Raw genomic sequence first — 23,775 nt, forward strand, 5'->3', positions numbered from 1 at the left:
GGGGTCACTGTGCCTGAAGAGGTACCCAGCAAAATTTAAGAAACTTCGAAGCGATAGCGCCCGGACGGGAACCGTCGGTGATGGTTAACGGCGCACTCTTGGGGCGTCACTTTCTACAGCAGAGCCTGGAACAGGCGCTCGAACTCGCTCGCAGTCACGCGCCCGCTGTTTGCGAGGTCCTTCAGTCTCACGACGAATTGCGCGGACGTTGCCAGCCGCTCCTCGTCCCGCAGCTCGTCGAGCCACGCGGGATCGTCACCTTCATACAGCAGCATGTCGGAGATGAGCGGGGTCTTGGAGAGTCGGTCATAGCTGTCGGCCGGCCGCGCTTCGTATGCATCAAGCTGCCACCACGCTTCGAGGCGGCGTTCGACCCGGGCGCGGAAATCCTCGCGCGTTCTCGCCTGGAGCTCGTCCGCCGTGTAGGTGCGCCAACCCAACGAGCGCATCATCTCCTTCATCCGCAGGACATGCTTCGCCGCCATGGCTTTGGTCGGCGCGTCTCCCGGATAGTCGCCGAACTTGAAGTCGAGATAATCCTCGCCCTTGTTGCGAAGGCAGGCGAACATATCATGGAGCCCTTCGAACAGGCCGATCTCATGCGCACCGATCTGCATCCATTCGAGATGCGCCAGCATGTGATGGGCGACGGCCGCGAACTCGTCGTCCGCCAGCGCCTCGACGAACGGCCGGTGCAGCGCAAGATCGCGTTCGAGCTGAGCGCCGACCTCGACCGCCGGAGGATCGTATTTGAGATCCTGCGAGGCGCGATCGCCAAACACGACGTCGGTCATGCGAATGTCGACGTCCCCGATGAGCCACCGCTTGTCGCCGCTTCCCTTGCGCCGCCACCAACTCATCATGCTTCGGTTCTGGACGTCGCCCCGCGTGCCGTCGGGCAGCAAGGCGTTTCGCGCGGAGACCGGGCTCGTTGTCTGTCCAGCGCAACCCCAACGCACGGTCGCAACGCCGTGTTGCGTCCGGCATGCGATCTGGTTCGGATTCGTTATGACCGGTGCGTTTGTGTCCGGCGAGAATGCGGCCCATGGCGCATACTTCCGGTCATGCAGCGGCTCGCCGATCCATCGCCAGACAAGCTTCGAGTGCCACAGGCGATCACACCACCTCTTCAGCGTCCAATAGGGACGGTGCAGCACGCTATAGTGAAGCTGCTCAAGCAGCGTCAGATCGAGCTGCAGAAAGCGCTGATAAGGATACCTTCGCATGTCGGGCCTCTCGATCCAGCGCGCGAGCGTGCGGGATCGACGTTAAATCACCTTGAAAACTTCGGGAGCACCCGGCGCACCATGGCCCATGCTTAATTTTGCGGTAACAGGGACATCGCTGGTCTCGATGTCTCTCTTGTATCGAGGGCTACCTGTTGCGATGGCAGCACCCTGTTCGGCTCAACCTTCAGAAAGCAGAGGCCAAGGACGGCACGGGCCAGAAGCTGACCTTTCAAAACTCACTCGGTGACCCGTCATCGTCGGAAAACAAGTTGGCCGGAACGGTTCTGCAGCTGAAATTTGGAGGCGGTGACCGCTAGTTGTTTCTTGGAGGATCAACGCACCTAAAGCCCCGCCCATCTTCACGCGGGGACAGTTTTCCTCCTTCTTTGGTACAGCGCTCTATACCGTTTCTGTCAAGAAATGGTTGGTTGGTCGACCCGCTGAACGCCAGGTAAGTTAGGGCCACCACTACAAAGACTACGGGTAGAGTTAAATTTAGCCAGTTTGCCTTTATTGCCGTCCGCAAGCTTCCCGCCGCTTCAACTTCAATGGGGCTTAGCCGATCGAACCTCCACATTGCGTACCCAAATAGAGCTCCCAGGAAGGCGCCTGAAAAGACGCAGGCCCAAAGCAAATCTTTTGTCGTCCCGTAGCCCACGGTATGAGCTAACAATTTCCCGGAGATCAACCCTGATCCTGCACCAAGAATCAAAAGGAAAACTGGCGCCCACGCTTTTGCCGGCCGAATAACCATCGCGGCTGCCGGAAGCGCGACGCAGGTAACTGGCCATGCGATTTGCGCCCCAACCAATACGGGTGCGACAACAACCATTGGCGAGGCGAACGCCAATACGGCACCCAGCCACACAGCTAACAGGGACGGCAGAAAGACGAGGCCGACATACCCCGCGAACAGGGTCGTCCCGATCATCAGCAACGAGATGATCCAAAGCCGCCTATACATTGCTCTCATCCGCCGTTCAAAGGCAGGATATATCCCGAGCGCTTAAATCATCCGGTACGAGCCCGGAGAGTTTTAGTGGATGGTTTGTTCAATGATTAATCGAATGACCTTGGTGTCCGCTTGGGTCACAAGGCGACGATCCCGGCGGCGGGCTGCGTGCCCACTTTACTCTCGAAGCGGATATCGCGGACTTGGAGTCCCCCTCAATTCAGGCCGTGAGGCCCCGCGAGCAGACCCAGCACGATCGAAAACAATTCGTTCTGCGAGGAGATGCCGAGCCGCTGATAGGCGCGCTTGCGGTAGGTCAGGGTCGAATGCAGGCTGATGCCGAGTTCTTGCGAGATCGCCTCGGAGCTGAAACCGAGCAGGATGCGGCGGCAGACCTCCTGCTCACGCGGTGTCAGGTTCGAGAGTGGCGCGCGCGTCGCGAACAATGTGGCGAGGCTCTGATCAGGCGTCGCGGTCGCGGCCTGCTGGAAATGACGTGCGACGCTGGCGCCGATCGCCGGTGCGATCGCCTGGAGCCGCTCGCGCTGGGCGGCGCTGAAACGGCCCTGGGCCGTGATGCGGTAGAAATTGACATAGAAGCAGGTGTCGCCGGTCCAGATCGCGGTCGCGCATTTGTCGACGATGCCAGAATCGTGGAAGAAGATCTTGCGGTAGCGCGCACCATACATGCGCGGCGCGAACGACGGCAGCATGATCGGCGCAGGGCCCTCACCTTCGAACAGCGCATCGCGGTTGGGATCGGATTCGTGGAACTGTCCGGCATAGGCCGCGCCTAGATCGCCGCCGATCGGGATGTTGCCGGCATCGAGCAGGCAGGTCGCGGCACCGGCACGGCTCAGCGCGAACACCATGCAATGGCCGACATCGGCGTGGCGGCGCAGCGTGTCGATCAGGATTTTTGGGAAATCGGAGCGGCCGATGGCGAGCACCGCGGGCGCGATATCGCCTGCCGCTGCAGTTGTGGACGTCCCGCAAGGGCGCATCGTCTTCTCCCTGTCGCTTTTGACGTGGTCTACCAGCAATGGCGGCGCGCCGGAAGGCCGCCCTGCGTGGCAGATTGCGCGAACGTCGCTGAGCCGAATGGACCGTAGCCGCTCGAAATCACTTTCTTCGCAGAATCTGGTCCATTGTCTTTCCCCGGGCCAGTTCGTCGATCAGCTTATCCAAGTAACGGATTTCCCGCATCGTTGGCTCCTTGATGTCCTCCACTCGAACGCCACACACCGCGCCTTTGATGAGGGCGCGCGAGGGGTTGATTGCAGGGGCCTCTGCAAAGAAGGTCTCAAAATCCGTCTGTCCTTCCAGTTGGACTTGCAGCTCCTTCGGACCATAGCCCGTCAACCAAGAGATGATCTGATCGACCTCGGCCTTCGAGCGCCCTTTCTTCTCCGCCTTCGCAACATAGAGCGGGTAAACGCTGGCGAAGCTGGTCGTGTAGATCCGGTGCTTTGGCAACGGAGCCCCCTACCCCGCCGCCGCCTTCGCCGGGGCGACACTGATCGCCAGCTTGCCGTAGCGGTCCGTAAAGGCCTCGGTGTCGATCTCCTCCAGCTTGATCTCGCCGCTCATCACGCCCTGCTTCCAGGCTGCCTGCGCCGGGTCGTTCTGGAACTCCGGCATCACCTCGCGGCCGAACAGCTCCAGCGATTCGCAGATGTGCTCGTGGCTGTTTTTGCCGGCTTGGTTGAGCAGGATGACCTGGTCGATATGCGAGGACTGGAAGCGCTTCAGCTTCTTGCGGATTGTCTCCGGAGAGCCGATCAGGCCGCCGCGCAAGGCTGCCTCCTGCGCCTCCGGATTGTCGCGCTTCCACTTGTTGTACTCGTCCCACATGTTGACGGTGTAGGGCGCCGGACGCTGGCGGTTCTGCGAGGCGCCGTAGAAGCGCAGCGCGAACTGGAAGAAGGTGGCACCGTCGGCGCGCGCACGCGCCTCCTCGTCGGTCTTGGCGCACATGAAGAACGAGACCAGCGCCATGTTCGGGTTGATCTGATAGTCCGCGAGCTTGTGCAGCCGCTTGGTCATCGCGTTGTAATAGGCGTGGACCCAGGCGTGGGCGGCATCCGCACTGACGAACTGGAAGCCGAGCGCGCCAAAGCCGTGGCGGCCGGCGCGCTCGATGGTCGGCAGCTGCGAGCAGGCCATCCATAGCGGCGGATGCGGCTTCTGCACCGGCTTGGGCACGACGTTGCGCAGGGGAATGTCGAAATACTTGCCGTGGTGCTCGGAGCCCGCATCCCTGAACATCGGGAAGATCGCGGCAACCGCCTCCTCGAACACCTCCTTCTTGGTCTCCATGTCGCGGCCGAACGGCGTCAACTCGGTGATGGACGCGCTCTCGCCCATGCCGAACTCGCAGCGGCCGTTGCTGAGCAGATCCAGCACCGCAACGCGCTCGGCAACGCGCGCCGGATGATTGGTGGTGAGCTGCAGGATGCCGTGTCCGAGCCGGATGTTCCTGGTGCGCTGGCTCGCCGCGGCGAGGAAGGATTCCGGCGAGGGCGAGTGCGAATATTCCTCGAGGAAGTGATGCTCGACCACCCAGGCATGGTCGTAGCCGAGCTTGTCGGCAAGCTCCATCTGCGTCAGCGCGTTCTGGTACAGGGCGAGCTCGTCGCCCGCCACCCAGGGCCGCGGCAGCTGCAGCTCGTAGAAGATGCCGAACTTCATGACGCCTCTCCCAAATCTCTCAGATTGTTCTTGTTACTTTCATCTTAGTGGACGAGGCCCCGCTGTCCATCACGGTGCAATTTCCGCGTCACGAGACAAGCCGGATTTACCCAACGCTAACTTGAGTCTACGATACGAATCAGTGCGACAAAATGTGTCGTAATGCGCGTTGATTCATATCAAGCGAGCCATGGTAGGGCTCGTTCACGTAAGCTGCCCGTAAGGCAACGGCCCGGATGCCGTTTTGATTCCAACGAGATTCAGTGAGACCGAATATGTCGGCCCCTGGCGACGATACGACTGACCATACGCGCCGACGGCGCATGGAGATTTTCGCGTTCCTGTTCCTGACGGCGGTCGTGATGCCCGCCCTCGCGGTCGGGACCGTCGGCAGCTACGGGCTGGCCGTGTGGATCTACCAGATGTTCGCGGGCCCGCCCGGCCCGCCTCCGACCCCGCATTGATATCCAGAAAGGCAGGCATATGGCCCAAGCCAAACTCAACCGTCGCGCGCTGATCACGGGACAGGTGCTCGGCGCCGACCGCATCGTGCCCCCGCCCGGGTGCGAGATTGCCAGTATCGTGGTGCAGGCGCGCCCCGAGCATCTCGCGGAGGTCGAAGCCGACATCACCGCCCTCGCAGGCTGCGAGATCTACGGCCGCGACGTGCGCGGCAAGCTCGTGGTCGTGGCCGAGGCGCTGGACGCCGGCAGCCTCGGCACCATGCTCAACACCATCCAGTCCCTGCGGCACGTCTATTCCGCGGCGCTCGTCTTCCACGCCATCGAAACCGCCTAAGGGCCGGGAGAGCCATCATGACATCGCCAAAGCTCGACCGCCGCCAGATGCTGAAGCTGGAGGCTGCCGCGATCGCGGCCGCCGCTGCCGGCATGCCGGTCCCGGCGCTCGCCGCCAATCTCGCCGCCGAGCGGGAGGCGAGCGAATTGAAATGGGACAAGGCCGCCTGCCGTTTCTGCGGCACCGGCTGCTCCGTGATGGTCGCCACCAAGGACAACCGCGTGGTCGCGACCCACGGCGACATCAAGGCCGAGGTCAATCGCGGCCTCAACTGCGTCAAAGGCTATTTCCTCTCCAAGATCATGTACGGCCACGACCGGCTGACGCAGCCGATGCTGCGCAAGGCCAACGGCAAATACGACAAGAACGGCGAGTTCACGCCCGTGTCCTGGACCGAAGCCTTCGACATCATGGAGGTGAAGTGGAAGGAGGCGATGAAGAAGCGCGGACCGAACGGCGTCGCCATGTTCGGCTCGGGCCAGTGGACGATCTGGGAAGGCTATGCCGCCTCGAAACTGTTCAAGGCCGGCTTCCGCACCAACAACATCGACCCCAACGCGCGGCACTGCATGGCGTCGGCCGTCGCCGGCATGATGCGCACCTTCGGCATCGACGAGCCGGCCGGCTGCTACGACGACATCGAGGCGACCGACGCCTTCGTGCTGTGGGGCTCCAACATGGCGGAGATGCACCCCATCCTGTGGACGCGCCTCGCCGACCGCCGGCTCTCGGCGCCGCATGTCCGCGTCGCCGTGCTCTCGACCTTCGAGCACCGCTCGTTCGACCTCGCCGACATCGGCATGGTGTTCAAGCCGCAAACCGACCTCTACATTCTCAACGCCATCGCCCATCACATCATCAAGACCGGCCGGGTCCACAAGGACTTCGTCGCCGCGCACACCATCTTCAGGCGCGGCCAGACCGACATCGGCTACGGCCTGCGGCCCGAGCATCCGCTGCAGAAGAAGGCGACGGGCGCGGCGAAGGCCAACGACTCCACCGACATGAGCTACGACGAATTCGTCAAGTTCGTCTCGGACTACACGCTGGAGAAAGCGGCGGAGATGTCCGGCGTGCCGCTGAACCGCCTCGAGGCGCTGGCCGAGCTCTATGCCGACCCGAAGACCAAGGTGGTCTCGTTCTGGACCATGGGCTTCAACCAGCACACCCGCGGCGTTTGGTGCAACAACCTCGTCTACAACATCCATCTGTTGACCGGAAAGATCTCCTCGCCGGGCAACAGCCCGTTCTCGCTGACCGGGCAGCCTTCCGCCTGCGGCACCGCGCGCGAGGTCGGCACCTTCTCGCACCGCCTCCCCGCAGACATGGTGGTGACCAACAAGGAGCACCGCACCAAGACCGAGCACCTCTGGCTGCTGCCGGAAGGCACCATTCCCGACAAGCCCGGCGCACATGCCGTGTTGCAGAGCCGGATGCTGAAGGACGGCCTGATCAACGCCTATTGGGTGCAGGTCAACAACAACCTCCAGGCCGGCCCCAACTCCAACGAGGAGACCTATCCGGGCTTCCGCAATCCCGACAATTTCATCGTGGTCTCGGACGCCTATCCGTCGGTGACGGCGCTGGCTGCCGATTTGATCCTGCCGACCGCGATGTGGGTGGAGAAGGAAGGCGCTTACGGCAATGCCGAGCGGCGCACGCAGTTCTGGCACCAGCTCGTCAACGCCCCCGGCGAGTCGAAATCCGATCTCTGGCAGCTCATGGAGTTTTCCAAGCGCTTCAAGATCGAGGAGGTCTGGCCCGAGGAGCTGATCGCCAAGAAACCCGAGGTTCGCGGCAAGACCCTGTTCGACGTGCTCTACAAGAACGGCCAGGTCGACAAATTCCCGACCTCCGAGATCGAGGAGGGCTACGCCAACGAGGAATCCAAGGCATTCGGCTTCTACGTGCAGAAGGGGCTGTTCGAAGAATACGCCTCGTTCGGCCGCGGCCATGGCCACGACCTCGCGCCATTCGAGACCTATCACCGCGAGCGCGGCTTGCGCTGGCCTGTCGTCAACGGACAGGAAACCAAATGGCGTTTCCGCGAGGGCAGCGATCCCTACGTCAAGCAGGGCGCCGACGTGCAGTTCTACGGCTATCCGGACGGCAAGGCGCGCATCTTCGCCCTGCCCTACGAGCCGCCGGCGGAATCGCCCGACGGCGAATATCCGTTCTGGCTCTCGACCGGCCGCGTGCTGGAGCACTGGCACTCCGGCACCATGACGCGCCGCGTGCCCGAGCTCTACAAGGCCTTCCCCGAGGCCGTGTGCTTCATGCACCCGGACGATGCGCAGGAGGCGAAACTCCGTCGCGGCGACGAGGTGAAGGTGGCCTCGCGCCGCGGCTTCATCCGCGCCCGTGTCGAGACACGCGGCCGCGACCGGCCGCCCCGTGGGCTGGTCTTCGTGCCGTGGTTCGACGAATCCAAGCTGATCAACAAGGTGACGCTGGACGCCACCGATCCGATCTCGCTGCAAACCGACTACAAGAAATGCGCCGTGCGCATCGAGCGGGTGTGAGCCATGATGAAGCGACTTGGCATTGCCGTGCTGGCGCTCGCGATTGCCGCGGGTGCGAGCGCGCTGACCGCGCAGACGCTCAATTCGGGCCTGCGCGGCCCGACCCCGCTTAACGACGAAGGGCCGGCGCCGACGATGCTGCCGAACCGCAACACCTCCGAGAAGGAGGTGCGCAACTATCCGGAGCAGCCGCCGGTGATCCCGCATACGATCGACGGCTACCAGATCGACCTCAACGGCAACAAGTGCCTGTCCTGCCATGCCCGCGCGCGCACGGCGGAGTCGCAGGCGCCGATGGTCTCGATCACCCACTTCATGGATCGCGACGGCCAGTTCCTGGCCTCGATCTCGCCGCGGCGCTTCTTCTGCACGGAGTGTCACGTGCCGCAGAACACCGCCAATCCGCCCGTGAGCAACGACTTCGTCGACATCGACACGCTGCTCTCGCGCGCAAGCCCCGGTGGCCGCCGATGAGCGCGACCACGGAGGAGTCCAAGCCCAGGCGCGGCTTCATCGCGCGAACCTGGAGCTTTGTGCTCGAGCTCTGGGGCGTGCTGAGGCGCCCGAGCTCTGTGTTCGCGCTCGGCACGCTGGTGCTCGCAGGCTTCGTGGCGGGTGTCATCTTCTGGGGCGGCTTCAACACCGCGCTGGAATTGACCAACACCGAAAAGTTCTGCACCGGCTGTCACGAAATGAAGGACAACGTCTATGCGGAGCTGAAGTCCACCATCCACTTCTCCAACCGCTCCGGTGTCCGCGCCACCTGTCCGGACTGCCACGTGCCGCACAACTGGACCGACAAGATCGCGCGCAAGATGCAGGCGTCCAAGGAAGTCTGGGGCAAGCTCTTCGGCACGATCGACACCCGCGAGAAATTCGTGGATCACCGGCTCGAGCTGGCCGCGCATGAATGGGCGCGCTTCAAGGCCAACGATTCACTGGAATGCCGCAACTGCCACAGCGCGGATTCCATGGACATCACGAAGCAGTCGCCGCGGGCCTCGGTTGCCCATCAACGCTACCTGTTCAGCGGCGAGAAGACCTGCATCGATTGCCACAAGGGCATTGCCCACAAGCTGCCCGACATGCGCGGCGTTCCCGGCTGGCAATAGCGCTTCTGCCCCCGCTTGAACCAGCGGGAGCAATGGCGCCCGCCGGTCCGGTGGGACGAGCCGGGATGCGGCCTCAGACCACGTGCAGCTGCTCGCTGCCGGCTGGAGGCTGACCGAGCAGAGCTGCAAGAGCCGCGATCGCCTCCTGGCTCGGCTCCGGCGTTGCCGCGACCGTCCTGAAATACTCGCCGGAGAAATCGGTCCAGGCTTGCTGGTTGCCGCTGGGAACGCCGATCACGAGGCTCTTGCCGGACTCGATGCAATGGGCAATCAGGTCGCGCAACCCTCCGCCCTCCGCCTCGGCCTTGCCGAACTTGTTGAGAAACACGATCTCGGCGTCGGCGAGCTGGGCTTCGACCAGTTGCGCCGCTTCGAGCAGGCGCGGCGTGGACAGACGGCAGGAGGTCGCACCTGCGCCGAGATCCTCGGAGATCGACATCGACCGGCCGGTGGCGAGCTCGTGCAGAACCATGTCGCAGCGTGTGCGACCCGGCTGCGGTACGTCCTCCTGGATCAGGCCCGCCAGGCTCTTGCCCGAGCCGCGAAGCGCGGTGACGAGATCGGCGAACCACCGGTTCACGGCGGGGCCCGAATCATAGACCAGGGCAACGCTGACGGCGGCGGAAGGCCGGGGCGCGCTATCCGCCGTATCGCGGGATTGCTGAAGCATGTCCATCACCTCGCCGCCTTCGCCTTGGCGACGTCGGCATCCTGCAGGAAGTCGATCATGCGCTGCACGGGGCCGACCTCGTCGATATGCTCGAGCATATCGCGATATCCCTCCTGCGCCTTGGGCGGCAGCTTGTGCGCGATGCCCTGGTGGCAATCGATGCAGGTCTTGCCCTGCGCGAACGCGGTCTGGTGCAGCTTGGAGGCGCGCGGCTCCTGCACCGCATACTCCATGTGGTCGAACTTGTGGCAGTTGCGGCACTCACGCGAATCCGTCGTCTTCATGCCGCGCCACACGCTCTTGGCAAGGTCGATGCGGTGGGCGTTGAACTTCTCGGGCGTGCCGATGGTACCGAGGATCTTGTGCAGCACCTCGTTCGAGGCCTGGATCTTGCGGACGACCTTGTGGCTCCATTCCTTCGGCACGTGGCAATCCGGACAGCTGGCGCGCACGCCGGTGCGGTTCGAATAGTGAACCGTGTTGCGGTATTCGAGATAGACGTTTTCCTTCATCTCGTGACAGGAGATGCAGAACTGCTCGTTGTTCGTCATCTCCATCGCCCAGTTGAAGCCGCCCCAGAACAGGACGCCGCCGGCGAATGCAACGATGGCGATCAGTCCCCAGGCGTAGCGCGCGGTCGGCGAGAAGAACCATCGCCACAGCCGTTTCAGGCGACCCGGCTGCGCTGCTGCGACGGCGGCAGAAGTGCTGGTGTCCTGCATGTCAGCCTCACTTCGCCTGCGTCGCGTTCTGGAAGATGTTGCCGACCAGCGGCTTCGCGTCGGCCTGCGGCACGTGGCATTGCTGGCAGAAATAACGCGTGCCGGCGACCTTATCGAGCCGCACGCCCTGGCGGTCGACGTAATGCGTCTCCGAGATCTTCGGCGCGTTGACGCGGGTATTGCCGGGCCAGTCGTGGCAGCCCATGCACGCGTTGTTCTCCGTCGTGATCTGATAGCCGTCGATCTTGTGGGGGATCAGTGGCGGCTGCTGGCGATAGGCGCGCTCGAAGCCGCTCGCCGGCACGGACTGCTTGGTCACGTCGGGCGGCGCCGACATCTCGGTCAGCGGGGCCTCGCGCAGCGCCTTGGGCTGTTTGGCCTCCTGCGCAAGCGGGCCCGACACCGCGAACGGAATTGCAACTGCGACGGCGACGGCCGCCGCCGCGATCAACGGAATCAGTCGAACAAACGTCATGGGAGGTCCCTTTCAAGGACGGCCGGCTGGGAAGAGACGACGCGCGCCGCTGGCGATGGCGCGGTCATGGAGGGGTCCGGACGCGCCGCATTGCGGCCGCGCAGACCGAGATGAAAGACCTGCTTGGAGCAGACGTCGATGCAGGCTCCGCAGAGCGTGCAATCGCCCGCGATGATGACCGGCGTGGCACCGCTGCGCTCGCCCCTGAGCGCGAGGCCGATGACATGCGGCTCCGGACAGACGGCGAAGCAATCCATGCAGTCGTTGCAGGCGGCACGGTTGTCGGCGGTGACGCGCAGCAGCGCGACCTTGCCGATCTGGCCGTAGAACGCGCCGACGGGACAGAGATGACCGCACCAGCCGTGCCTGGCGACGAGGAGATCGAACACGAAGATCGCCGCGGTGCCGCCGGCGCCGAACCAGAGACCGAACACCAGCGCGCGATGCAGCGCCGTCACCGGGTTGATCAGCTCCCAGGCGATCGACCCTGATAGTGCGGAGGCCGCGAAGACCGCGCCGACGAAATAGAGCCTGAGTTCCGGGCGGATCTTGGCCGTGAAGGTGATGCCCAGCCGCCGCCGCAGCCAGGCCGCAAGATCGGTCGCCGGATTGACCGGGCAGACCCAGGAGCAATAGGTCCGGCCGCCGAACAGCAGATAGGCGGCGAGCACGATGGCGGCGCCGATCACCGAGAGGCCTTCGGGCCAATGGCGCGCCGCGAGCGATTGCAAGAAGACGAAGGGATCGGTCAGGGGCAGCGTGCCGAGCGTCATCGACGAGGCCAGCGTGCCCTTGGCGATCCAGACGCCCAGAAGCGGCCCCGACAGGAACAGCGCGAGGAAGAACAACTGGCTTGCCCGCCGCAGCACCAGAAACCGCGAGGCGGCCCAAAGTCCCTTGACCGCGCGCGCTTCGACATAAGGCCTGGCATTCGCCGTCATGGCGTGCCTCCCTCGGGTCTGCGCACCGGCAGCTTGAGCGGCGCATCGACCAGGGCTCCGCCGGCCTTGGACTTCTCTTCCCAGCCGCGCTTGTAGTGCTCATCCTGCTTCAGCGCGGCGACCTCGATCGGCAGCACCTTGATGGCGGCATCGGTCAGCACGCAGGACTTCTCGCACTTGCCGCAGCCGGTGCAGTACTCGGCGTGAACGACCGGCTCGAAGATCGCGTGCTTGGTCGTGCGCGCGTTGTGCGAGACCTCGAGCGTGATCGCCTTGTCGATGGCCGGACAGACCCGATAGCAGACGTCGCAGCGCAAGCCCTGCAGATTGAGGCAGGTCTCGCGGCTGGTGATCACCGCGACGCCCATCTTGGCCTTCGCGATGTCGGTCAGCGCATGCTCGAGCGCGCCGGTCGGGCAGGCCTTGACGCAGGGAATGGTGTCGCACATCTCGCAAGGCACGTTGCGGGCGACGTAGAACGGCGTTCCCATCGCGGGCCCGTCGGCCCAGTCCGCGAGCTTCAGGGTGTCGTAAGGACAGTCGCGAACGCACAGGCCGCAACGGACGCAGGCCGCCAGAAAATCCTTCTCGGGCAGCGCACCCGGCGGCCGCAGCGTCTGCGCGGGCTTGGCCCGCGAGGACACGCCAAATGCCGTCAGCATCGTTGCGGCGACGGCTGCGCCGCCGCCGAAACGCGTCATATCCTGCAGCGCCTTGCGGCGGCGCGGATCGCGCGGGATGCCTGAGCTGGAATCCGACATGGCTCGTCCATCGAGGGTTTAGGCCGACGTCACGCGGCAGGCGCACTTCTTGAAGTCGGTCTCCTTCGAGATCGGACAGGTCGCATCGAGCGTGAGCTGGTTGGCGAGCTGGCTTTCGTCGAAGAACGGGAAGTAGACGAGGCCCCGCGGCGGCTTGTTGCGGCCCTTGGTCTCGACCCGCGTGACCACCTCGCCGCGCCGCGTCTGGATCTTCACCGGCTGTCCGCGCAACAGCTGGCGCTCGGCCGCGTCGTCCGGATGCATGAACAGCGTCGCGGCCGGCACGGCACGGTGCAGCTCGGGGACGCGGCGCGTCATCGAGCCGGAATGCCAGTGCTCCAGCACGCGGCCGGTGCACAGCCACAGATCGAACTCCTTGTCGGGCGTTTCGGCCGCCGGCTCGAACGGACAGAAGATGATGCGCGCCTTCTTGTCCGGCTTGCCGTAGAACGACACGCCCTCGCCCGGCTTGACGTAGGGATCGTAGCCCTCGCGGAAGCGCCAGAGCGTCTCCTTGTTGCTGACGACCGGCCAGCGCAGGCCGCGCGCCTGATGATACTGCTCGAAATCCGCCAGATCGTGGCCGTGACCGCGGCCGAACTTGGCGTACTCCTCGAACAGGCCCTTCTGCACGTAGAAGCCGAATGCGGCGCTCTCCGAATTGTCAAAGCCCTTCTGGCATTCGGTGACCGGGAACTTGTTCACCTCGCTGTTGGCATAGAGCACGTCGAACAGCGTCTTGCCGCGCACCTCCGGCTTCTTGGCGATCAGCTCCTCCGGCCACACGTCCTCGATCTTGAAGTACTTGGAGAACTCCATCACCTGCCAGAGATCGGAGCGCGCCTCGCCCGGCGCCTTCACCTGCTGGCGCCAGAACTGGGTGCGCCGCTCGGCATTGCCATAGGCGCCTTCCTTCTCCATCCACATCGCCGTCGGCAGGATGAGGTCCGCGGCCAGCGTGGTCACGGTCGGATAGGGATCGGATACGACGACGAAGGCAGCCGGATTGCGATAACCGGGATAGCCCTCCTCGTTCATGTTCGGGGCCGTCTGCATGTTGTTGTTGCACTGGACCCAATAGGCGTTGAGCTTGCCGTCCTTCAGCATCCGGTTCTGCAGCACGGCATGGTAGCCGATGTTGCCCGGGATGGTGCCCTCGGGCAGCTGCCAGACCTTCTCGGCCGTCTCACGGTGCTTCGGGTTGGTGACGACCAGATCGGCCGGCAGGCGATGGGCAAAGGTGCCGACCTCGCGCGCGGTGCCGCAGGCCGAGGGTTGGCCGGTCAGCGAGAACGGGCCGTTGCCCGGCTCCGAGATCTTACCCATCAAGAGGTGCACGTTGTAGATCATGTTGTTGACCCACGTGCCGCGTGCATGCTGGTTGAAGCCCATCGTCCAGTAGGAGACGACCTTCTTCTTGGGATCCGCATAGAGCTTTGCGAGCCGTTCGAGATTCTCCTTCGGCACGCCCGACATCTTGTGGGCGTAGTCGAGCGTATAGGGCTCGAGCAGCCTCTTGTACTCGTCGAAGCCGATCTTGTCCTTGAAGCCGGCCGGATCGAGCGCGCCGTCCTTGCCGGCCTTGTGCGAGGCGTTGAGCGCCTTGATCTCGAGCGCGTGCGTCGGCCGCAATCCGTAGCCGATGTCGGTGACGGTCGATGCGAACTCGACGTGCTTCTCGACGAAGTCCTTGTTCGTCGCACCGGAGTTGACGATGTAGTTCTGGATGTAGTTGAGGATCGCCATGTCGCTCTGCGGGGTGAACACCAGCGGATTGTCGGCGAGCTCGAACGAGCGGTGCTCGAAGGTGGAGAGCACGTGGACCTCGCAGCCCTCGTGCGTCAGACGGCGGTCGGTCAGGCGCGACCACAGGATCGGATGCATCTCCGCCATGTTCGAGCCCCACAGCACGAACGCATCGGCGTGCTCGATGTCGTCGTAACAGCCCATCGGCTCGTCGATGCCGAAGGTGCGCATGAAGCCGGTGACGGCCGAGGCCATGCAATGGCGCGCGTTCGGATCGAGGTTGTTGGAGCGGAAGCCGGCCTTGTAGAGCTTTGCGGCGGCGTAGCCCTCCCAGATGGTCCACTGGCCCGAGCCGAACATGCCGACGGTCGAGGGGCCACCGGCCTTCAACGCGGTCTTCCATTTCTCGGCCATGAGCTTGAAGGCGTCGTCCCACGAGATCGGCGTGAACTCGCCGTTCTTGTCGAACTTGCCGTTCTTCATGCGCAGCATCGGCTGGGTCAGCCGGTCCTCGCCGTACATGATCTTGGACAGGAAGTAGCCCTTGATGCAGTTGAGGCCGCGATTGACCGGCGCATCGGGATCGCCTTGCGTCGCCACGACCTTGCCGTTCTTGGTGCCGACGATCACGCCGCAGCCGGTGCCGCAGAAGCGGCACACGCCCTTGTCCCAACGGATGCCGTCGGTCTTGCCCGGCTGCGCGATCGCCGCATCCGGCAGCGTCACACCGATGGTCGAGGCGGCAGCAACCGCTGCGGCTGCCTTCAACGCATCGCGGCGCGTCGCCGTGGCTTCATTTCCGTTCGTCAACTTCGTAACCATCGTCGGTCTCTCCGGCTCAACGAATCTCAAATTGCGGAAGGGCGCGCGTGCGCGCCGGAATTCTGGCAGAGGCCGCCGCAGCAGGCGGCCGGCTCGGTCTCGATCGCGCTCTCGTCGTCGGGCGCATCGAAGGCGTGAAAGATCAGCGAGGCACTGACGACGCCCGGCAGGCGATGCATCGCGGCGATCTGGTCGATCGCCAGCGAGGCCGGCGTATCGACGACGGTCAGCGCAAGCCGGTTCTCGCCGGACACGGCCTCGAGCTCGACGCCGGGCAGCGCCAGGATCCGGTCCGTCAGACCGCCCGCGGCATCCGGTGCGAGATAGACGGCAACGCCGCAGATGTTGGTGGCTTCAGCCATTGTGCACGACCAGGTTTGCAAGTTCGGATACCAGCGCGATCCGGTCGCGCGGCGCGAGCGCGATGGCTTCGACCGGGCAGACCGGGATGCAGTCGCCGCAGCCGGTGCAGGCCGCGGCATCGATGACGGCGCCGAGCTTCTCGCGCGCGAGAATGCGGATGGCGGAATGCTCACAGGCTTCGACGCAGCGGCGGCAGACCACACCGTGTCTTTCGACGCAGGCGCTCGCGCTGGAGACGGTCGCCACCTGTTCGGGGCACGACTCGTTCACGCGCGGCGCAAGCGCGTCGCGGCCGGATGCGAAAGGCAGAACGGCAGAAAACAGTGAGCGTCGTGACATAGGTCTCGGCATATCCGAATCCTCACGGGCAGACCCGTGTTGAGGAATTTTCCAGGAGAATGCGCCCCATCGGGCACATCTCGGTCGACGCCGTTGTCACCGCTGCGGACCATAGGTTCGCGCTGTCCATGTTGCATTGCGCTAGATCAACCGGCGTCGCGAACGCGCGTAAGCAACGATTAACCTGCATGTCGTTTGCCGCACGAAATTGCGCAAACCGGGCAAGGTGTTTGCTTCACCTTCATCCCCGACGTGATGAGGCGGGTTCGCGAGCAATGAGGCGTCCACCGCAGGCCGACGACCGCCCTCAAAAGGGCGAATCTGCTGCAGCGATTTGAGGGGCGCGAGGACGGCCGCAGACGCCTCGATCTTCGCTGCTGCAGCCGTCTTGAAAGCGGGGGTCGAATGGTTAACTTGGAGCGAGGCGAATCGCCGCCTTTTCGCCCTCCCTCAAGACAGACATGCCGACATTCACCCCGCATCAGGATGCCGCTCTGAAGGCCGTTGGCGACTGGCTCAAGGCCAAGCCCGGCCGTAACGGCACACCGCCGGTGTTCCGCCTGTTCGGCTTTGCCGGCACCGGCAAGACCACCCTGGCGCGGCACATCGCCGACGGCGTCGACGGCGAGGTGAAGTTTGCCGCCTTCACCGGCAAGGCCGCCCTCGTCATGCGCAACAAGGGGTGCGACGACGCCTCCACCATCCACTCCCTGATCTACCGCGCCCGGGAGTCCGGCGAGGAGCAGCCGAGCTTCGAATTGTGGGACGACGCGCCGGCCTCGAAGGCGAAGCTGATCGTGATCGACGAATGCTCGATGGTCGACGCCGAATTGGGGCGCGACCTGATGTCGTTCGACTGCCCGCTGCTGGTGCTGGGTGATCCCGCGCAGCTGCCGCCGATCCAGGGCGGCGGCTTCTTCACCAACACCGAGCCGGACGCGATGCTGACCGAGGTGCACCGCCAGGCGCAGGACGATCCGATCGTGCGGATGTCAATGGACGTCCGCGAGGGACGCGAGCTCGACATCGGCCGTTACGGCGACAGCGAGGTGGTCTCGCGCAAGGAGCTCGACCCTGACAGGGTCATGGGCGCCGACCAGGTCCTGGTCGGCCGCAACAACACAAGGCGCGCCTACAACATGCGGGTGCGCCAGCGCCAGAACATCGAGGACGTCTTTCCGGTCGCCGGCGACAAGCTGGTGTGCCTGCGGAACAACCGCAAGAAGGGCCTGTTCAACGGCGGCCTGTGGCGCGTGAAGTCGCGCAACACCTCGCGCTCGAAATCGCGCATCCTTTCGATGCGGCTGTCGCCCGACGAGGATTTCGGCCACAAGGTGACCAAGGTCTCGGTGCGCGCCGATTGCTTCGAGGGCGGTGTCGAGCAGATCGCCTGGGAGCAGCGCAAGCCCTATGACGAGTTCGACTACGGCTACGTGCTGACCGTGCACAAGTCGCAGGGCTCGCAATGGGACGACGTCGTGCTGTTCGACGAGAGCTTTGCGTTTCAGGACTCGAGGGCGCGGTGGCTGTACACGGGCATCACGCGGGCAGCGAAAAGGTTGAGCATCGTGGTTTAGGTGCCGAGGCCCGAGCCTCGACCTCCGCTGTCGTCCCGGACAAGCGCAGCGAAGCGGAGCGCCGATCCGGGACCCATACCCACAGGAAGATGATTGACGAAGACTCGGAGTGGGAGTTTTGCCTCACGCTCCTCCCTGGGGTTATGGGTCCCCGCGTTCGCGGGGACGACAGCGGTTATGAGGTGGCGTTACCGCGCCTCACGCTCAGTTACTTCCCCGCAACAAAGTAAAAATCTTCCCGTCCCGGCGGCGAGCCGTAGGTGAACGGCTGCTGCTCGTGCCTGGTGGCGGCCCAGACGTCGTCGCGGATGATGTCGAACAGCTTCCGGATCTCGATGCGGGGCTGCTTGATCTCGCGGGCGAGCGCGGTGGCGAACGGGCTGTTGGCACTGCCGTCGCCGTCCATCGCGGTCTCGCCGTGCTTGGCGGCATAGACCACCATGAAGCCTGCGCCGGGCTCGATGTTGGAGAAGCCCTTGTCGACCAGCTTCAGCGACAGCGTGCGCTGCATGGCCGGCGCGAACGGATTGTCGCGGCAGGCATCCAGGACCACGAGACGCATTTTTCGCGCGGCACCGACCGCAGCGATCACCTGCTCGAGCGCGACCGCCTGGGTCTCGGCGTCCTTGTCGGCGGCGAGCTTGGCATCGACGGGAACGAGATAGTTCACCCCGCCGATCTCGAAGCCGTGGCCGGCGTAATAGACCACGGCCCAGTCGGCCTTCTCCGCTTCCTCCGCGAAGGCCTTCAACGCGTCAAAGAACTTGTCGCGGGTGAGGTCACTGACGGAAATCACGGTCTGGAAGCCGACGTCGCGCAGCACGCTCGCGATCAGTTTGGAATCGCGCGGCGGATTGGGCAAGGCGTGGACGTTCTTGTAGGCGCCGTTGCCAATCACCAGCGCCACGCGGCGCCCGGTTGCCCCGGCCGGCGCCTGCGGCGTCAGCGCCGCGAGCCGCTCCTGCGCGACGGCACGGGCGCGGGCGACGTCGGGCTCGTCGAACTTGGTCAGCGAATAGGCGGCCGCGCGGTAATCGGCGCGCGCCTGCGCGAGATCTTTCTTCCGCTCGTAGATCTGGCCGCGGCCGGAATGCGCGCGGATGTTGTTCGGATTGATCTGGATCGCCGTGTTGTAATCCTTCAGCGCGGCATCGAGGTCGCCCTTCATCATGCTGACATCGGCGCGGTTGTTGATCGCGTAGACGTTTTTCGGCTGCCGCTCGATCAGGCCGTTGCAGTCGGCAAGGGCCTGCGCATACTTGCCCATCATGCCGTAGGTGATGCAGCGGTTGCTGGCGATCTGCGGCGCGGCCGGGTCGATCTTCTCGGCCTCCGCGAAATCGGCGATCGCGCCGTCGAAATCCTTCATCAGCGTGCGCGCGCGGGCGCGATTGGTCCAGCCGAGCAGGAATTTCGGCGTGTATTTGATCGACAGGCTGAAATCGTCGATCGCGCTTTGCAGCGCGCCGCGGCGCGCGTAGATGACGCCCCGATTGTTGTAGGGGACGCCGTAGGCCGGGCGCTTCTGAAGGGCGAGGTTGTAGTCCGCCATGGCGAGGTCATCCTGGCCCTTGCGCTCATAGGCGAGGCCGCGCAGGTTGAGAGCAATGACGTAGTCCGGATCGAGATCGACCGCGATGGACAGGGTCTCGATCGCGTGGTCGTAATCGCGCTTGTTGATCAGCGTGTTGCCGCGCACGGAGAGCGCGATGGCCTTGTCCTTGCCGCTGAGCTTGTCGGCCTTCAGCAGATTGTCGCAAGCGCTCGCGCGGGCCTGGGCCTCCGCCTGGCGGTCGCGGCAGAGGGTGAGATCGTCGGCCTGCGGGTCGGCCGCCGCGCTGAACAGGCCGGCGGTCAGGATGACGAGGGTCAGGGAAACGACGCGCAGCATGGGTCAGGCCTGCTCCAGCCAGATTCTTCTTAAGTCGATCATCGATCGCACCGGTTCATCTAGCGCGGAGTTCCCGGTCTCGCCAAGCCGCAGTCGCCCGGCTATCCCGCGCGGCTCGTTTCACAGACTCGTGTCCGTCCCGCCGTAACAATCGGCGCCTGCGTCCGTACCTCGGATGGTGCGAAAACGCGGGCCGGGCAACTGTTCGTCCGGCCCCGACCGCCCTAGACTGTCAGACCTTCCGAAAGAGGATCCGCCATGCGCCGACCTGCCCTCGCCTCCCTGCTCGCCGCAACCACCGCCCTTTCGCTAACCTTTGCGCTGGCCTTTGCCGCGCCGTCCCGGGCCGCGGAGGATGCGGTCGTGATCCCCGCCCCCGCCATGGATGCGGCCCCTGCGAGCGGGATGCAGACCGCCGTGATCGCCGGCGGCTGCTTCTGGGGGGTCCAGGGCGTCTTCCAGCACACCGCGGGCGTCGTCAACGCGGTCTCCGGCTATGCTGGCGGCACCAAGGCGACCGCCGACTACCAGACGGTCTCGAGCGGCCGGACCGGCCACGCCGAGGCGGTCGAGATCAAGTTCGACCCGAAGAAGATCTCCTACGGAAAAATCCTCCAGATCTACTTCTCGGTGGCGCACGACCCGACCCAGCTCAACCGCCAGGGCCCCGACGTCGGCACGCAATATCGCTCGGCCGTCTTCACCACCTCCGACGAGCAGAAGAAGGTGGCGGAGGCCTATATCGCCCAACTCAACGGCGCCAAGGTCTTCACCAAGCCGATCGTGACCAAGGTCGGCGCGCTGGAGGCTTTCTATCCGGCGGAGGCCTACCACCAGGACTATCTGACGCTGCACCCGAACCAGCCCTACATCGCCTATAACGACCTGCCCAAGGTCGAGAACCTGAAAAAGCTGTTCGCGGATAACTACATTGAAAAGCCGACGCTGGTGAGCGCCAGCAAGGCCACCAACTGATCGCGAGATCACCGAAACAAACGGGAGACCCATGCCCGACACCAAGACGAAAACCACTGATAACAAGGTCATCAAGAGCGAAGAGCAGTGGCGGCGCGAATTGTCGCCGATGCAGTACGCGGTGCTGCGCGAGAAGGCGACCGAGCGTCCCTTCTCCGGCGAGTATGAGCACGACCACCGCGCCGGCACCTACACGTGCGCCGGCTGCGGCAATGTGCTGTTCGAGTCCGACGCCAAGTTCGATTCCGGCTGCGGCTGGCCGAGCTTCACCCAGCCCGCCGTCGAGAGCCACATCGACGAGGAGCGGGACGTCAGCCACGGCATGATCCGCACCGAGGTGCTCTGCTCCAAATGCAGCGGCCATCTCGGCCACGTCTTCCCCGACGGCCCCGGGCCGACCGGCCTGCGCTACTGCATCAACTCGGCCGCGCTGAAGTTGGAGCCGAAATAAGGTTGCGCGCGGCCCGGTTCCTTCATGGAACCCGGCCGCGCGATGTGCTTTTCTTGTCTGGCGGTGCGGCCGATCATCGCATTTGGCGGCCGCCAGGGAGGATGCCATGTCACTCGGGACCGTCCTGATCATCCTGGTGATCATCTATCTGCTCGGCGGCCTGTCCGGCCGCGTCGGCGGTTATGGCTATGGCATGGGCCATTCCGGCATGGGGATCGGCGGCGTCGTGCTGGCGGTCCTGATCGTCCTGCTGCTTCTTGGCAAACTGTAAGCCATATAAGGCATTGAAATTATTTGAATAATTTCGCCTGCGGGGCTGCCATGCGCGGATTCATCATCTCCCATCGCAGGGGTCGCATTTTTGTCAAATCGGCCTATATTAGAGGGCGAAATGGCATGTGCGGCGGGCTCGCTCGATTGCGGCCCCTGCCCTCCCAAACCCCACGCGCTTAAAGCCCCAGAGAAGAATCACGAGGTCTTTGACCATGCGTCCACTGCGTCCGTTCAACTTCAACACCTCCGCCGAACTCTTCCCCGCCGCGATCCGCAAGAAGAAGCGCGCAGGCTTCACCTATCGCCGGTTCGGCACCGCGGCCGAAGCCGTGCAGTTCGCGATGGAGCAATTGCCGACGGATTCGCTGAACGGCGCCTATCTTCAGGTCGAGGAAGCGCGTTTCGACCAGAACGGCATCCGCTCGCTCTATGAGAGCGAAGCCTTCCCGTTGGAGCGCCACCGCAAGCCGGAGCCCGTGGCCGCCGAGACCGACGCCGCCGACGCGGCCTAAGTTTTCGCTGAACCTTCCTATGTGCGCAGAAAGCGCGATGGCCGAAAGGCTGTCGCGCTTTCTGCGTTTTGCGGCTTTCTCTGCCGTCATTGCGCGCGGGGGAAACCAGCGCATTATCGACCAATGAACTCGCGGCGAGCGCTCTCAGCCGCCGCTGCTAGATTCGCGGCTGCTTGTCGAGCCAGCGGCGCAAAAGGCGCACGTTGCGCATATTGGCGCGGAACATCACGTCGAAAGCGTCGCCCGCGAACGGGACCATGCCGACCACGCCGTCGAGCGCGACATTGCCGAGCATGCGGGTGGTGATGTACCAGGGCGCGCCCAGCGCGCGGGCCTCCCGCACCAGCCACAGCGAGATCGCCGTGGTGATGATGTCGCCGACGACGGGGATCAGGCCTATCAGCCCGTCGATGCCGTAGCGGATGTTGGTGCCGGGCAGGACGAAGGCGACGTCGAGCAGCTTTGCGATCGCCTCGATCCGCGCGATCCGCTGCTCGCGCGTCAGATTGCCGAACGGGCTCCCGGCGAACGGATTGTCCTTGCCAAGCTCGAAACCGAACTCGCGAAACCCCTGCTCCAGCGTCTCGGGGCGGATTTCCCGGCCGTCCTGGTCGATGATCGGCCGGCGTGCCTCGCTGCCGGAAGAGGTCGCGCGCGAGCCGCTCCCCGAACGGGATCTGCGTGGAGCAAGGATGTCGTCGTCGGACATGGTCATGGCCTTCAGGGAACGCGCGGACGAGGCGGAGGTTGCTGCGCCGCGTCCGAACGTCGCGCGCTCAGGTCGGCGCCGCCACCGGGTGCGGCTCCTTGATGTATTTATGCACGAGCCAGGACGAAATCACCGCCGGCACGAACCCGACGAGGCCATACAGGATGAACTGCACCGCGCCCGAATCCGGCCCGCGCGAGCTGTAGGTGAGCGAGGCCAGCACGAAGGCGAACAGGCCGACCAGGAGCATCCGCAAGCCCGGGCCGATCCGCCTGACATGGGTCAGGATGTCATCGACTGCGCCGATCATCAGCGAAGGCAGGAAGCCGAACAGATAGCTGTATTGCAGGGTCTTGAAGAACACCGCGAACAGCTTGCCGACTTCGCCGAGACTGGTCTGGGCCCAATAGCCGGACTGATAGGTCGTCGTCAGCAGCAGCAGGAACCCGCCGACGAACGGGCCAACCAGCGCAAACACCAGATAGCGTTTCATCAAACACCCTCACGTTTCGCCGGTGTTATAGCAGCGCCGCGGGAACCTTGAATAGCGGGGCGAGCTCTGCCTTTGGAGGAACAAGTGGCAAGGCGACGAGTTCAGACAGGACCTGAATTATCCCTGTCAGATTGGAGCCGCCGATGGCCCGCAAATTTCTCCTGGCGACGATCACGCTGGCAGCCCTGAGTGGCCTGTCGAACGTACCCGCTCTTGCGCAAGGCCACATGGGCTCGCCGCAGGAACAGCAGGCCTGCTCGCGCGACGCCTCGCGCTTCTGTCGCAAGGACCTCGGCAATGACGGCGCCGTGCAGGGCTGCCTGCAAGCCAACCGGGCCAAGCTCTCGCGCTCTTGCAGCAAGGTGTTTCAGAGCCACGGCATGTGAGGACCGCGACCATCCCCAGCGAACGGAGAGTGAAGCCATGTTGCGCGACGAACAGCTCTCGATCCTGCGGGACATCTGCCAGTCCGTTGCCTTCGCCGACGACCGCCACGGCAAGATCGGCGAGCTCATCGCCGACGGCTACGTGATGAAGGACGGCGATCTCTTCGAGCTGACGGCCAAAGGCGTCACCGCCGTCGAGGAACACGCCGCCGCGCTCGGCGCAAGCGATGTGGAACAAGCGAGCGCGTCCTTCGATCGGATGATCTGATCGCGCGCACACGCATTGTGCGTGACGTCCACGCAACAGCTGCAAATTCCTTTGCACCTGCCATTGCAGCCGCGTGACAATGGCGCATACTTCGCTC

At 64.3% G+C, this 23,775-nt stretch carries 28 protein-coding genes; 12 read left to right on the top strand and 16 right to left on the bottom strand.

The window, feature by feature from the left end; genetic code table 11:
* Positions 1-113: 113 nt before the first annotated feature.
* The 5 genes from AABA84_RS17770 to AABA84_RS17790 all read right to left on the bottom strand — a co-directional run bounded on the left by AABA84_RS17770 (position 114) and on the right by AABA84_RS17790 (position 4,872).
* Positions 114-1,226 (bottom strand): hypothetical protein, encoded by a 1,113-nt coding sequence (locus AABA84_RS17770; RefSeq protein ID WP_338312629.1) that lies wholly within the window; start codon positions 1,224-1,226, stop codon positions 114-116.
* A 316-nt stretch (positions 1,227-1,542) separates the two neighbouring features.
* Positions 1,543-2,166 carry a hypothetical protein gene (locus AABA84_RS17775; protein ID WP_338312630.1) on the bottom strand — a complete coding sequence of 208 codons (624 nt, stop codon included), beginning with the start codon at positions 2,164-2,166 and terminating at the stop codon, positions 1,543-1,545.
* A gap of 230 nt (positions 2,167-2,396) precedes the next feature.
* Positions 2,397-3,185 (bottom strand): helix-turn-helix transcriptional regulator, encoded by a 789-nt coding sequence (locus tag AABA84_RS17780; protein WP_338312631.1) that lies wholly within the window; start codon positions 3,183-3,185, stop codon positions 2,397-2,399.
* Between the two features lie 118 nt (positions 3,186-3,303).
* Complete coding sequence (locus AABA84_RS17785; protein WP_028140223.1) at positions 3,304-3,657, bottom strand: DUF2200 domain-containing protein; 354 nt, start codon at positions 3,655-3,657, stop codon at positions 3,304-3,306.
* A 9-nt stretch (positions 3,658-3,666) separates the two neighbouring features.
* Positions 3,667-4,872, bottom strand: a complete 1,206-nt coding sequence (locus tag AABA84_RS17790; protein ID WP_338312632.1) for an LLM class flavin-dependent oxidoreductase — start codon at positions 4,870-4,872, stop codon at positions 3,667-3,669.
* A 275-nt stretch (positions 4,873-5,147) separates the two neighbouring features.
* On the opposite strand from AABA84_RS17790, the gene napE reads away from it, so the two are divergent.
* The 5 genes from napE to AABA84_RS17815 are packed head-to-tail and all read left to right on the top strand — an operon-like array spanning position 5,148 to position 9,304.
* Positions 5,148-5,336, top strand: coding sequence for a periplasmic nitrate reductase, NapE protein (gene napE, locus AABA84_RS17795; RefSeq protein ID WP_212248939.1), 189 nt, complete (start codon positions 5,148-5,150; stop codon positions 5,334-5,336).
* Positions 5,337-5,355: 19 nt separating this feature from the next.
* On the top strand, positions 5,356-5,670 hold the full coding sequence (locus AABA84_RS17800) for a chaperone NapD (RefSeq protein WP_338305505.1): 315 nt from the start codon (positions 5,356-5,358) through the stop codon (positions 5,668-5,670).
* Positions 5,671-5,687: 17 nt separating this feature from the next.
* On the top strand, positions 5,688-8,192 hold the full coding sequence (napA, locus tag AABA84_RS17805) for a nitrate reductase catalytic subunit NapA (RefSeq protein WP_338312633.1): 2,505 nt from the start codon (positions 5,688-5,690) through the stop codon (positions 8,190-8,192).
* Positions 8,193-8,195: 3 nt separating this feature from the next.
* Positions 8,196-8,666 carry a nitrate reductase cytochrome c-type subunit gene (locus AABA84_RS17810; protein ID WP_338305507.1) on the top strand — a complete coding sequence of 157 codons (471 nt, stop codon included), beginning with the start codon at positions 8,196-8,198 and terminating at the stop codon, positions 8,664-8,666.
* Positions 8,663-9,304, top strand: a complete 642-nt coding sequence (locus AABA84_RS17815; protein WP_338312634.1) for a NapC/NirT family cytochrome c — start codon at positions 8,663-8,665, stop codon at positions 9,302-9,304. Before AABA84_RS17810 ends, AABA84_RS17815 begins: the two co-directional genes overlap by 4 nt.
* 73 nt (positions 9,305-9,377) lie before the next feature.
* Here the strand turns inward: AABA84_RS17815 and AABA84_RS17820 are convergent, their stop codons facing one another.
* Genes AABA84_RS17820 through AABA84_RS17855 form a run of 8 tightly spaced genes read right to left on the bottom strand, consistent with a single transcriptional unit; the run spans position 9,378 to position 16,143 of the window.
* On the bottom strand, positions 9,378-9,974 hold the full coding sequence (locus AABA84_RS17820; protein WP_338312635.1) for a DUF2478 domain-containing protein: 597 nt from the start codon (positions 9,972-9,974) through the stop codon (positions 9,378-9,380).
* A 5-nt stretch (positions 9,975-9,979) separates the two neighbouring features.
* Complete coding sequence (locus AABA84_RS17825; RefSeq protein WP_063615300.1) at positions 9,980-10,696, bottom strand: NapC/NirT family cytochrome c; 717 nt, start codon at positions 10,694-10,696, stop codon at positions 9,980-9,982.
* Between the two features lie 7 nt (positions 10,697-10,703).
* A complete protein-coding gene (locus tag AABA84_RS17830) occupies positions 10,704-11,171 on the bottom strand; it encodes a nitrate reductase cytochrome c-type subunit (RefSeq protein ID WP_038970850.1) in 468 nt (155 codons plus the stop codon).
* Positions 11,168-12,112 carry a quinol dehydrogenase ferredoxin subunit NapH gene (gene napH, locus AABA84_RS17835; RefSeq protein ID WP_212248803.1) on the bottom strand — a complete coding sequence of 315 codons (945 nt, stop codon included), beginning with the start codon at positions 12,110-12,112 and terminating at the stop codon, positions 11,168-11,170. Before napH ends, AABA84_RS17830 begins: the two co-directional genes overlap by 4 nt.
* Positions 12,109-12,873 (bottom strand): ferredoxin-type protein NapG, encoded by a 765-nt coding sequence (gene napG / locus AABA84_RS17840; RefSeq protein WP_212248802.1) that lies wholly within the window; start codon positions 12,871-12,873, stop codon positions 12,109-12,111. The genes napH and napG overlap by 4 nt, the downstream gene beginning before the upstream one ends.
* A gap of 18 nt (positions 12,874-12,891) precedes the next feature.
* Positions 12,892-15,441 carry a nitrate reductase catalytic subunit NapA gene (napA, locus tag AABA84_RS17845; RefSeq protein ID WP_212248801.1) on the bottom strand — a complete coding sequence of 850 codons (2,550 nt, stop codon included), beginning with the start codon at positions 15,439-15,441 and terminating at the stop codon, positions 12,892-12,894.
* Positions 15,442-15,467: 26 nt separating this feature from the next.
* Positions 15,468-15,803 (bottom strand): chaperone NapD, encoded by a 336-nt coding sequence (locus AABA84_RS17850; RefSeq protein WP_338312636.1) that lies wholly within the window; start codon positions 15,801-15,803, stop codon positions 15,468-15,470.
* Complete coding sequence (locus AABA84_RS17855) at positions 15,796-16,143, bottom strand: 4Fe-4S dicluster domain-containing protein (protein WP_049801839.1); 348 nt, start codon at positions 16,141-16,143, stop codon at positions 15,796-15,798. Before AABA84_RS17855 ends, AABA84_RS17850 begins: the two co-directional genes overlap by 8 nt.
* Positions 16,144-16,604: 461 nt before the next feature.
* Here AABA84_RS17855 and AABA84_RS17860 point away from each other — a divergent pair, with 461 nt between their 5' ends.
* A complete protein-coding gene (locus tag AABA84_RS17860) occupies positions 16,605-17,720 on the top strand; it encodes an ATP-dependent DNA helicase (RefSeq protein WP_212248798.1) in 1,116 nt (371 codons plus the stop codon).
* A gap of 208 nt (positions 17,721-17,928) precedes the next feature.
* Here AABA84_RS17860 and AABA84_RS17865 read toward each other — a convergent pair whose 3' ends face one another.
* Positions 17,929-19,611: a caspase family protein gene (locus AABA84_RS17865; RefSeq protein ID WP_338312637.1), complete on the bottom strand. Its 1,683-nt coding sequence runs from the start codon at positions 19,609-19,611 to the stop codon at positions 17,929-17,931.
* 258 nt (positions 19,612-19,869) lie between these two features.
* On the opposite strand from AABA84_RS17865, the gene msrA reads away from it, so the two are divergent.
* From msrA to AABA84_RS17885, 4 genes are all read left to right on the top strand, one after another.
* Positions 19,870-20,586: a peptide-methionine (S)-S-oxide reductase MsrA gene (gene msrA, locus AABA84_RS17870; RefSeq protein WP_338312638.1), complete on the top strand. Its 717-nt coding sequence runs from the start codon at positions 19,870-19,872 to the stop codon at positions 20,584-20,586.
* 31 nt (positions 20,587-20,617) lie between these two features.
* A complete protein-coding gene (gene msrB / locus AABA84_RS17875) occupies positions 20,618-21,037 on the top strand; it encodes a peptide-methionine (R)-S-oxide reductase MsrB (RefSeq protein ID WP_338305513.1) in 420 nt (139 codons plus the stop codon).
* Between the two features lie 106 nt (positions 21,038-21,143).
* Positions 21,144-21,308 (top strand): DUF3309 family protein, encoded by a 165-nt coding sequence (locus tag AABA84_RS17880; protein WP_212248794.1) that lies wholly within the window; start codon positions 21,144-21,146, stop codon positions 21,306-21,308.
* Between the two features lie 214 nt (positions 21,309-21,522).
* Entirely contained in the window at positions 21,523-21,822 is a 300-nt protein-coding gene (locus AABA84_RS17885; RefSeq protein ID WP_338312639.1) for a hypothetical protein, read from the top strand.
* Between the two features lie 157 nt (positions 21,823-21,979).
* On the opposite strand, the gene AABA84_RS17890 is transcribed toward AABA84_RS17885, so the two are convergent.
* Complete coding sequence (locus AABA84_RS17890) at positions 21,980-22,537, bottom strand: DUF4112 domain-containing protein (RefSeq protein ID WP_212248793.1); 558 nt, start codon at positions 22,535-22,537, stop codon at positions 21,980-21,982.
* 61 nt (positions 22,538-22,598) lie between these two features.
* Positions 22,599-23,024 (bottom strand): DUF5413 family protein, encoded by a 426-nt coding sequence (locus AABA84_RS17895; protein WP_028140238.1) that lies wholly within the window; start codon positions 23,022-23,024, stop codon positions 22,599-22,601.
* 143 nt (positions 23,025-23,167) lie between these two features.
* Between AABA84_RS17895 and AABA84_RS17900 the strand changes: the two genes are divergently transcribed.
* Together AABA84_RS17900 and AABA84_RS17905 are read left to right on the top strand one after the other, a co-directional pair.
* Positions 23,168-23,410, top strand: coding sequence for a hypothetical protein (locus AABA84_RS17900; RefSeq protein WP_212248792.1), 243 nt, complete (start codon positions 23,168-23,170; stop codon positions 23,408-23,410).
* Between the two features lie 37 nt (positions 23,411-23,447).
* A complete protein-coding gene (locus tag AABA84_RS17905; protein ID WP_212248791.1) occupies positions 23,448-23,678 on the top strand; it encodes a hypothetical protein in 231 nt (76 codons plus the stop codon).
* The last annotated feature ends 97 nt before the right edge of the window (positions 23,679-23,775 follow it).

Origin of the sequence: Bradyrhizobium sp. TM239 (assembly GCF_036247985.1) — a bacterium.
Classification (GTDB): domain Bacteria; phylum Pseudomonadota; class Alphaproteobacteria; order Rhizobiales; family Xanthobacteraceae; genus Bradyrhizobium; species Bradyrhizobium ottawaense.

Bases quoted from the DNA above. Each gene is read 5' to 3' on its own strand.
- AABA84_RS17770 (WP_338312629.1), bottom strand. From the start codon at position 1,226: ATGCGAAGGTATCCTTATCAGCGCTTTCTGCAGCTCGATCTGACGCTG.
- AABA84_RS17780 (WP_338312631.1), bottom strand. From the start codon at position 3,185: ATGCGCCCTTGCGGGACGTCCACAACTGCAGCGGCAGGCGATATCGCG.
- AABA84_RS17790 (WP_338312632.1), bottom strand. From the start codon at position 4,872: ATGAAGTTCGGCATCTTCTACGAGCTGCAGCTGCCGCGGCCCTGGGTG.
- napE (WP_212248939.1), top strand. From the start codon at position 5,148: ATGTCGGCCCCTGGCGACGATACGACTGACCATACGCGCCGACGGCGC.
- AABA84_RS17800 (WP_338305505.1), top strand. From the start codon at position 5,356: ATGGCCCAAGCCAAACTCAACCGTCGCGCGCTGATCACGGGACAGGTG.
- napA (WP_338312633.1), top strand. From the start codon at position 5,688: ATGACATCGCCAAAGCTCGACCGCCGCCAGATGCTGAAGCTGGAGGCT.
- AABA84_RS17810 (WP_338305507.1), top strand. From the start codon at position 8,196: ATGATGAAGCGACTTGGCATTGCCGTGCTGGCGCTCGCGATTGCCGCG.
- AABA84_RS17815 (WP_338312634.1), top strand. From the start codon at position 8,663: ATGAGCGCGACCACGGAGGAGTCCAAGCCCAGGCGCGGCTTCATCGCG.
- AABA84_RS17820 (WP_338312635.1), bottom strand. From the start codon at position 9,974: ATGCTTCAGCAATCCCGCGATACGGCGGATAGCGCGCCCCGGCCTTCC.
- AABA84_RS17825 (WP_063615300.1), bottom strand. From the start codon at position 10,696: ATGCAGGACACCAGCACTTCTGCCGCCGTCGCAGCAGCGCAGCCGGGT.
- AABA84_RS17830 (WP_038970850.1), bottom strand. From the start codon at position 11,171: ATGACGTTTGTTCGACTGATTCCGTTGATCGCGGCGGCGGCCGTCGCC.
- napH (WP_212248803.1), bottom strand. From the start codon at position 12,112: ATGACGGCGAATGCCAGGCCTTATGTCGAAGCGCGCGCGGTCAAGGGA.
- napG (WP_212248802.1), bottom strand. From the start codon at position 12,873: ATGTCGGATTCCAGCTCAGGCATCCCGCGCGATCCGCGCCGCCGCAAG.
- napA (WP_212248801.1), bottom strand. From the start codon at position 15,441: ATGGTTACGAAGTTGACGAACGGAAATGAAGCCACGGCGACGCGCCGC.
- AABA84_RS17850 (WP_338312636.1), bottom strand. From the start codon at position 15,803: ATGGCTGAAGCCACCAACATCTGCGGCGTTGCCGTCTATCTCGCACCG.
- AABA84_RS17855 (WP_049801839.1), bottom strand. From the start codon at position 16,143: ATGTCACGACGCTCACTGTTTTCTGCCGTTCTGCCTTTCGCATCCGGC.
- AABA84_RS17860 (WP_212248798.1), top strand. From the start codon at position 16,605: ATGCCGACATTCACCCCGCATCAGGATGCCGCTCTGAAGGCCGTTGGC.
- AABA84_RS17865 (WP_338312637.1), bottom strand. From the start codon at position 19,611: ATGCTGCGCGTCGTTTCCCTGACCCTCGTCATCCTGACCGCCGGCCTG.
- msrA (WP_338312638.1), top strand. From the start codon at position 19,870: ATGCGCCGACCTGCCCTCGCCTCCCTGCTCGCCGCAACCACCGCCCTT.
- msrB (WP_338305513.1), top strand. From the start codon at position 20,618: ATGCCCGACACCAAGACGAAAACCACTGATAACAAGGTCATCAAGAGC.
- AABA84_RS17880 (WP_212248794.1), top strand. From the start codon at position 21,144: ATGTCACTCGGGACCGTCCTGATCATCCTGGTGATCATCTATCTGCTC.
- AABA84_RS17885 (WP_338312639.1), top strand. From the start codon at position 21,523: ATGCGTCCACTGCGTCCGTTCAACTTCAACACCTCCGCCGAACTCTTC.
- AABA84_RS17890 (WP_212248793.1), bottom strand. From the start codon at position 22,537: ATGACCATGTCCGACGACGACATCCTTGCTCCACGCAGATCCCGTTCG.
- AABA84_RS17895 (WP_028140238.1), bottom strand. From the start codon at position 23,024: ATGAAACGCTATCTGGTGTTTGCGCTGGTTGGCCCGTTCGTCGGCGGG.
- AABA84_RS17900 (WP_212248792.1), top strand. From the start codon at position 23,168: ATGGCCCGCAAATTTCTCCTGGCGACGATCACGCTGGCAGCCCTGAGT.
- AABA84_RS17905 (WP_212248791.1), top strand. From the start codon at position 23,448: ATGTTGCGCGACGAACAGCTCTCGATCCTGCGGGACATCTGCCAGTCC.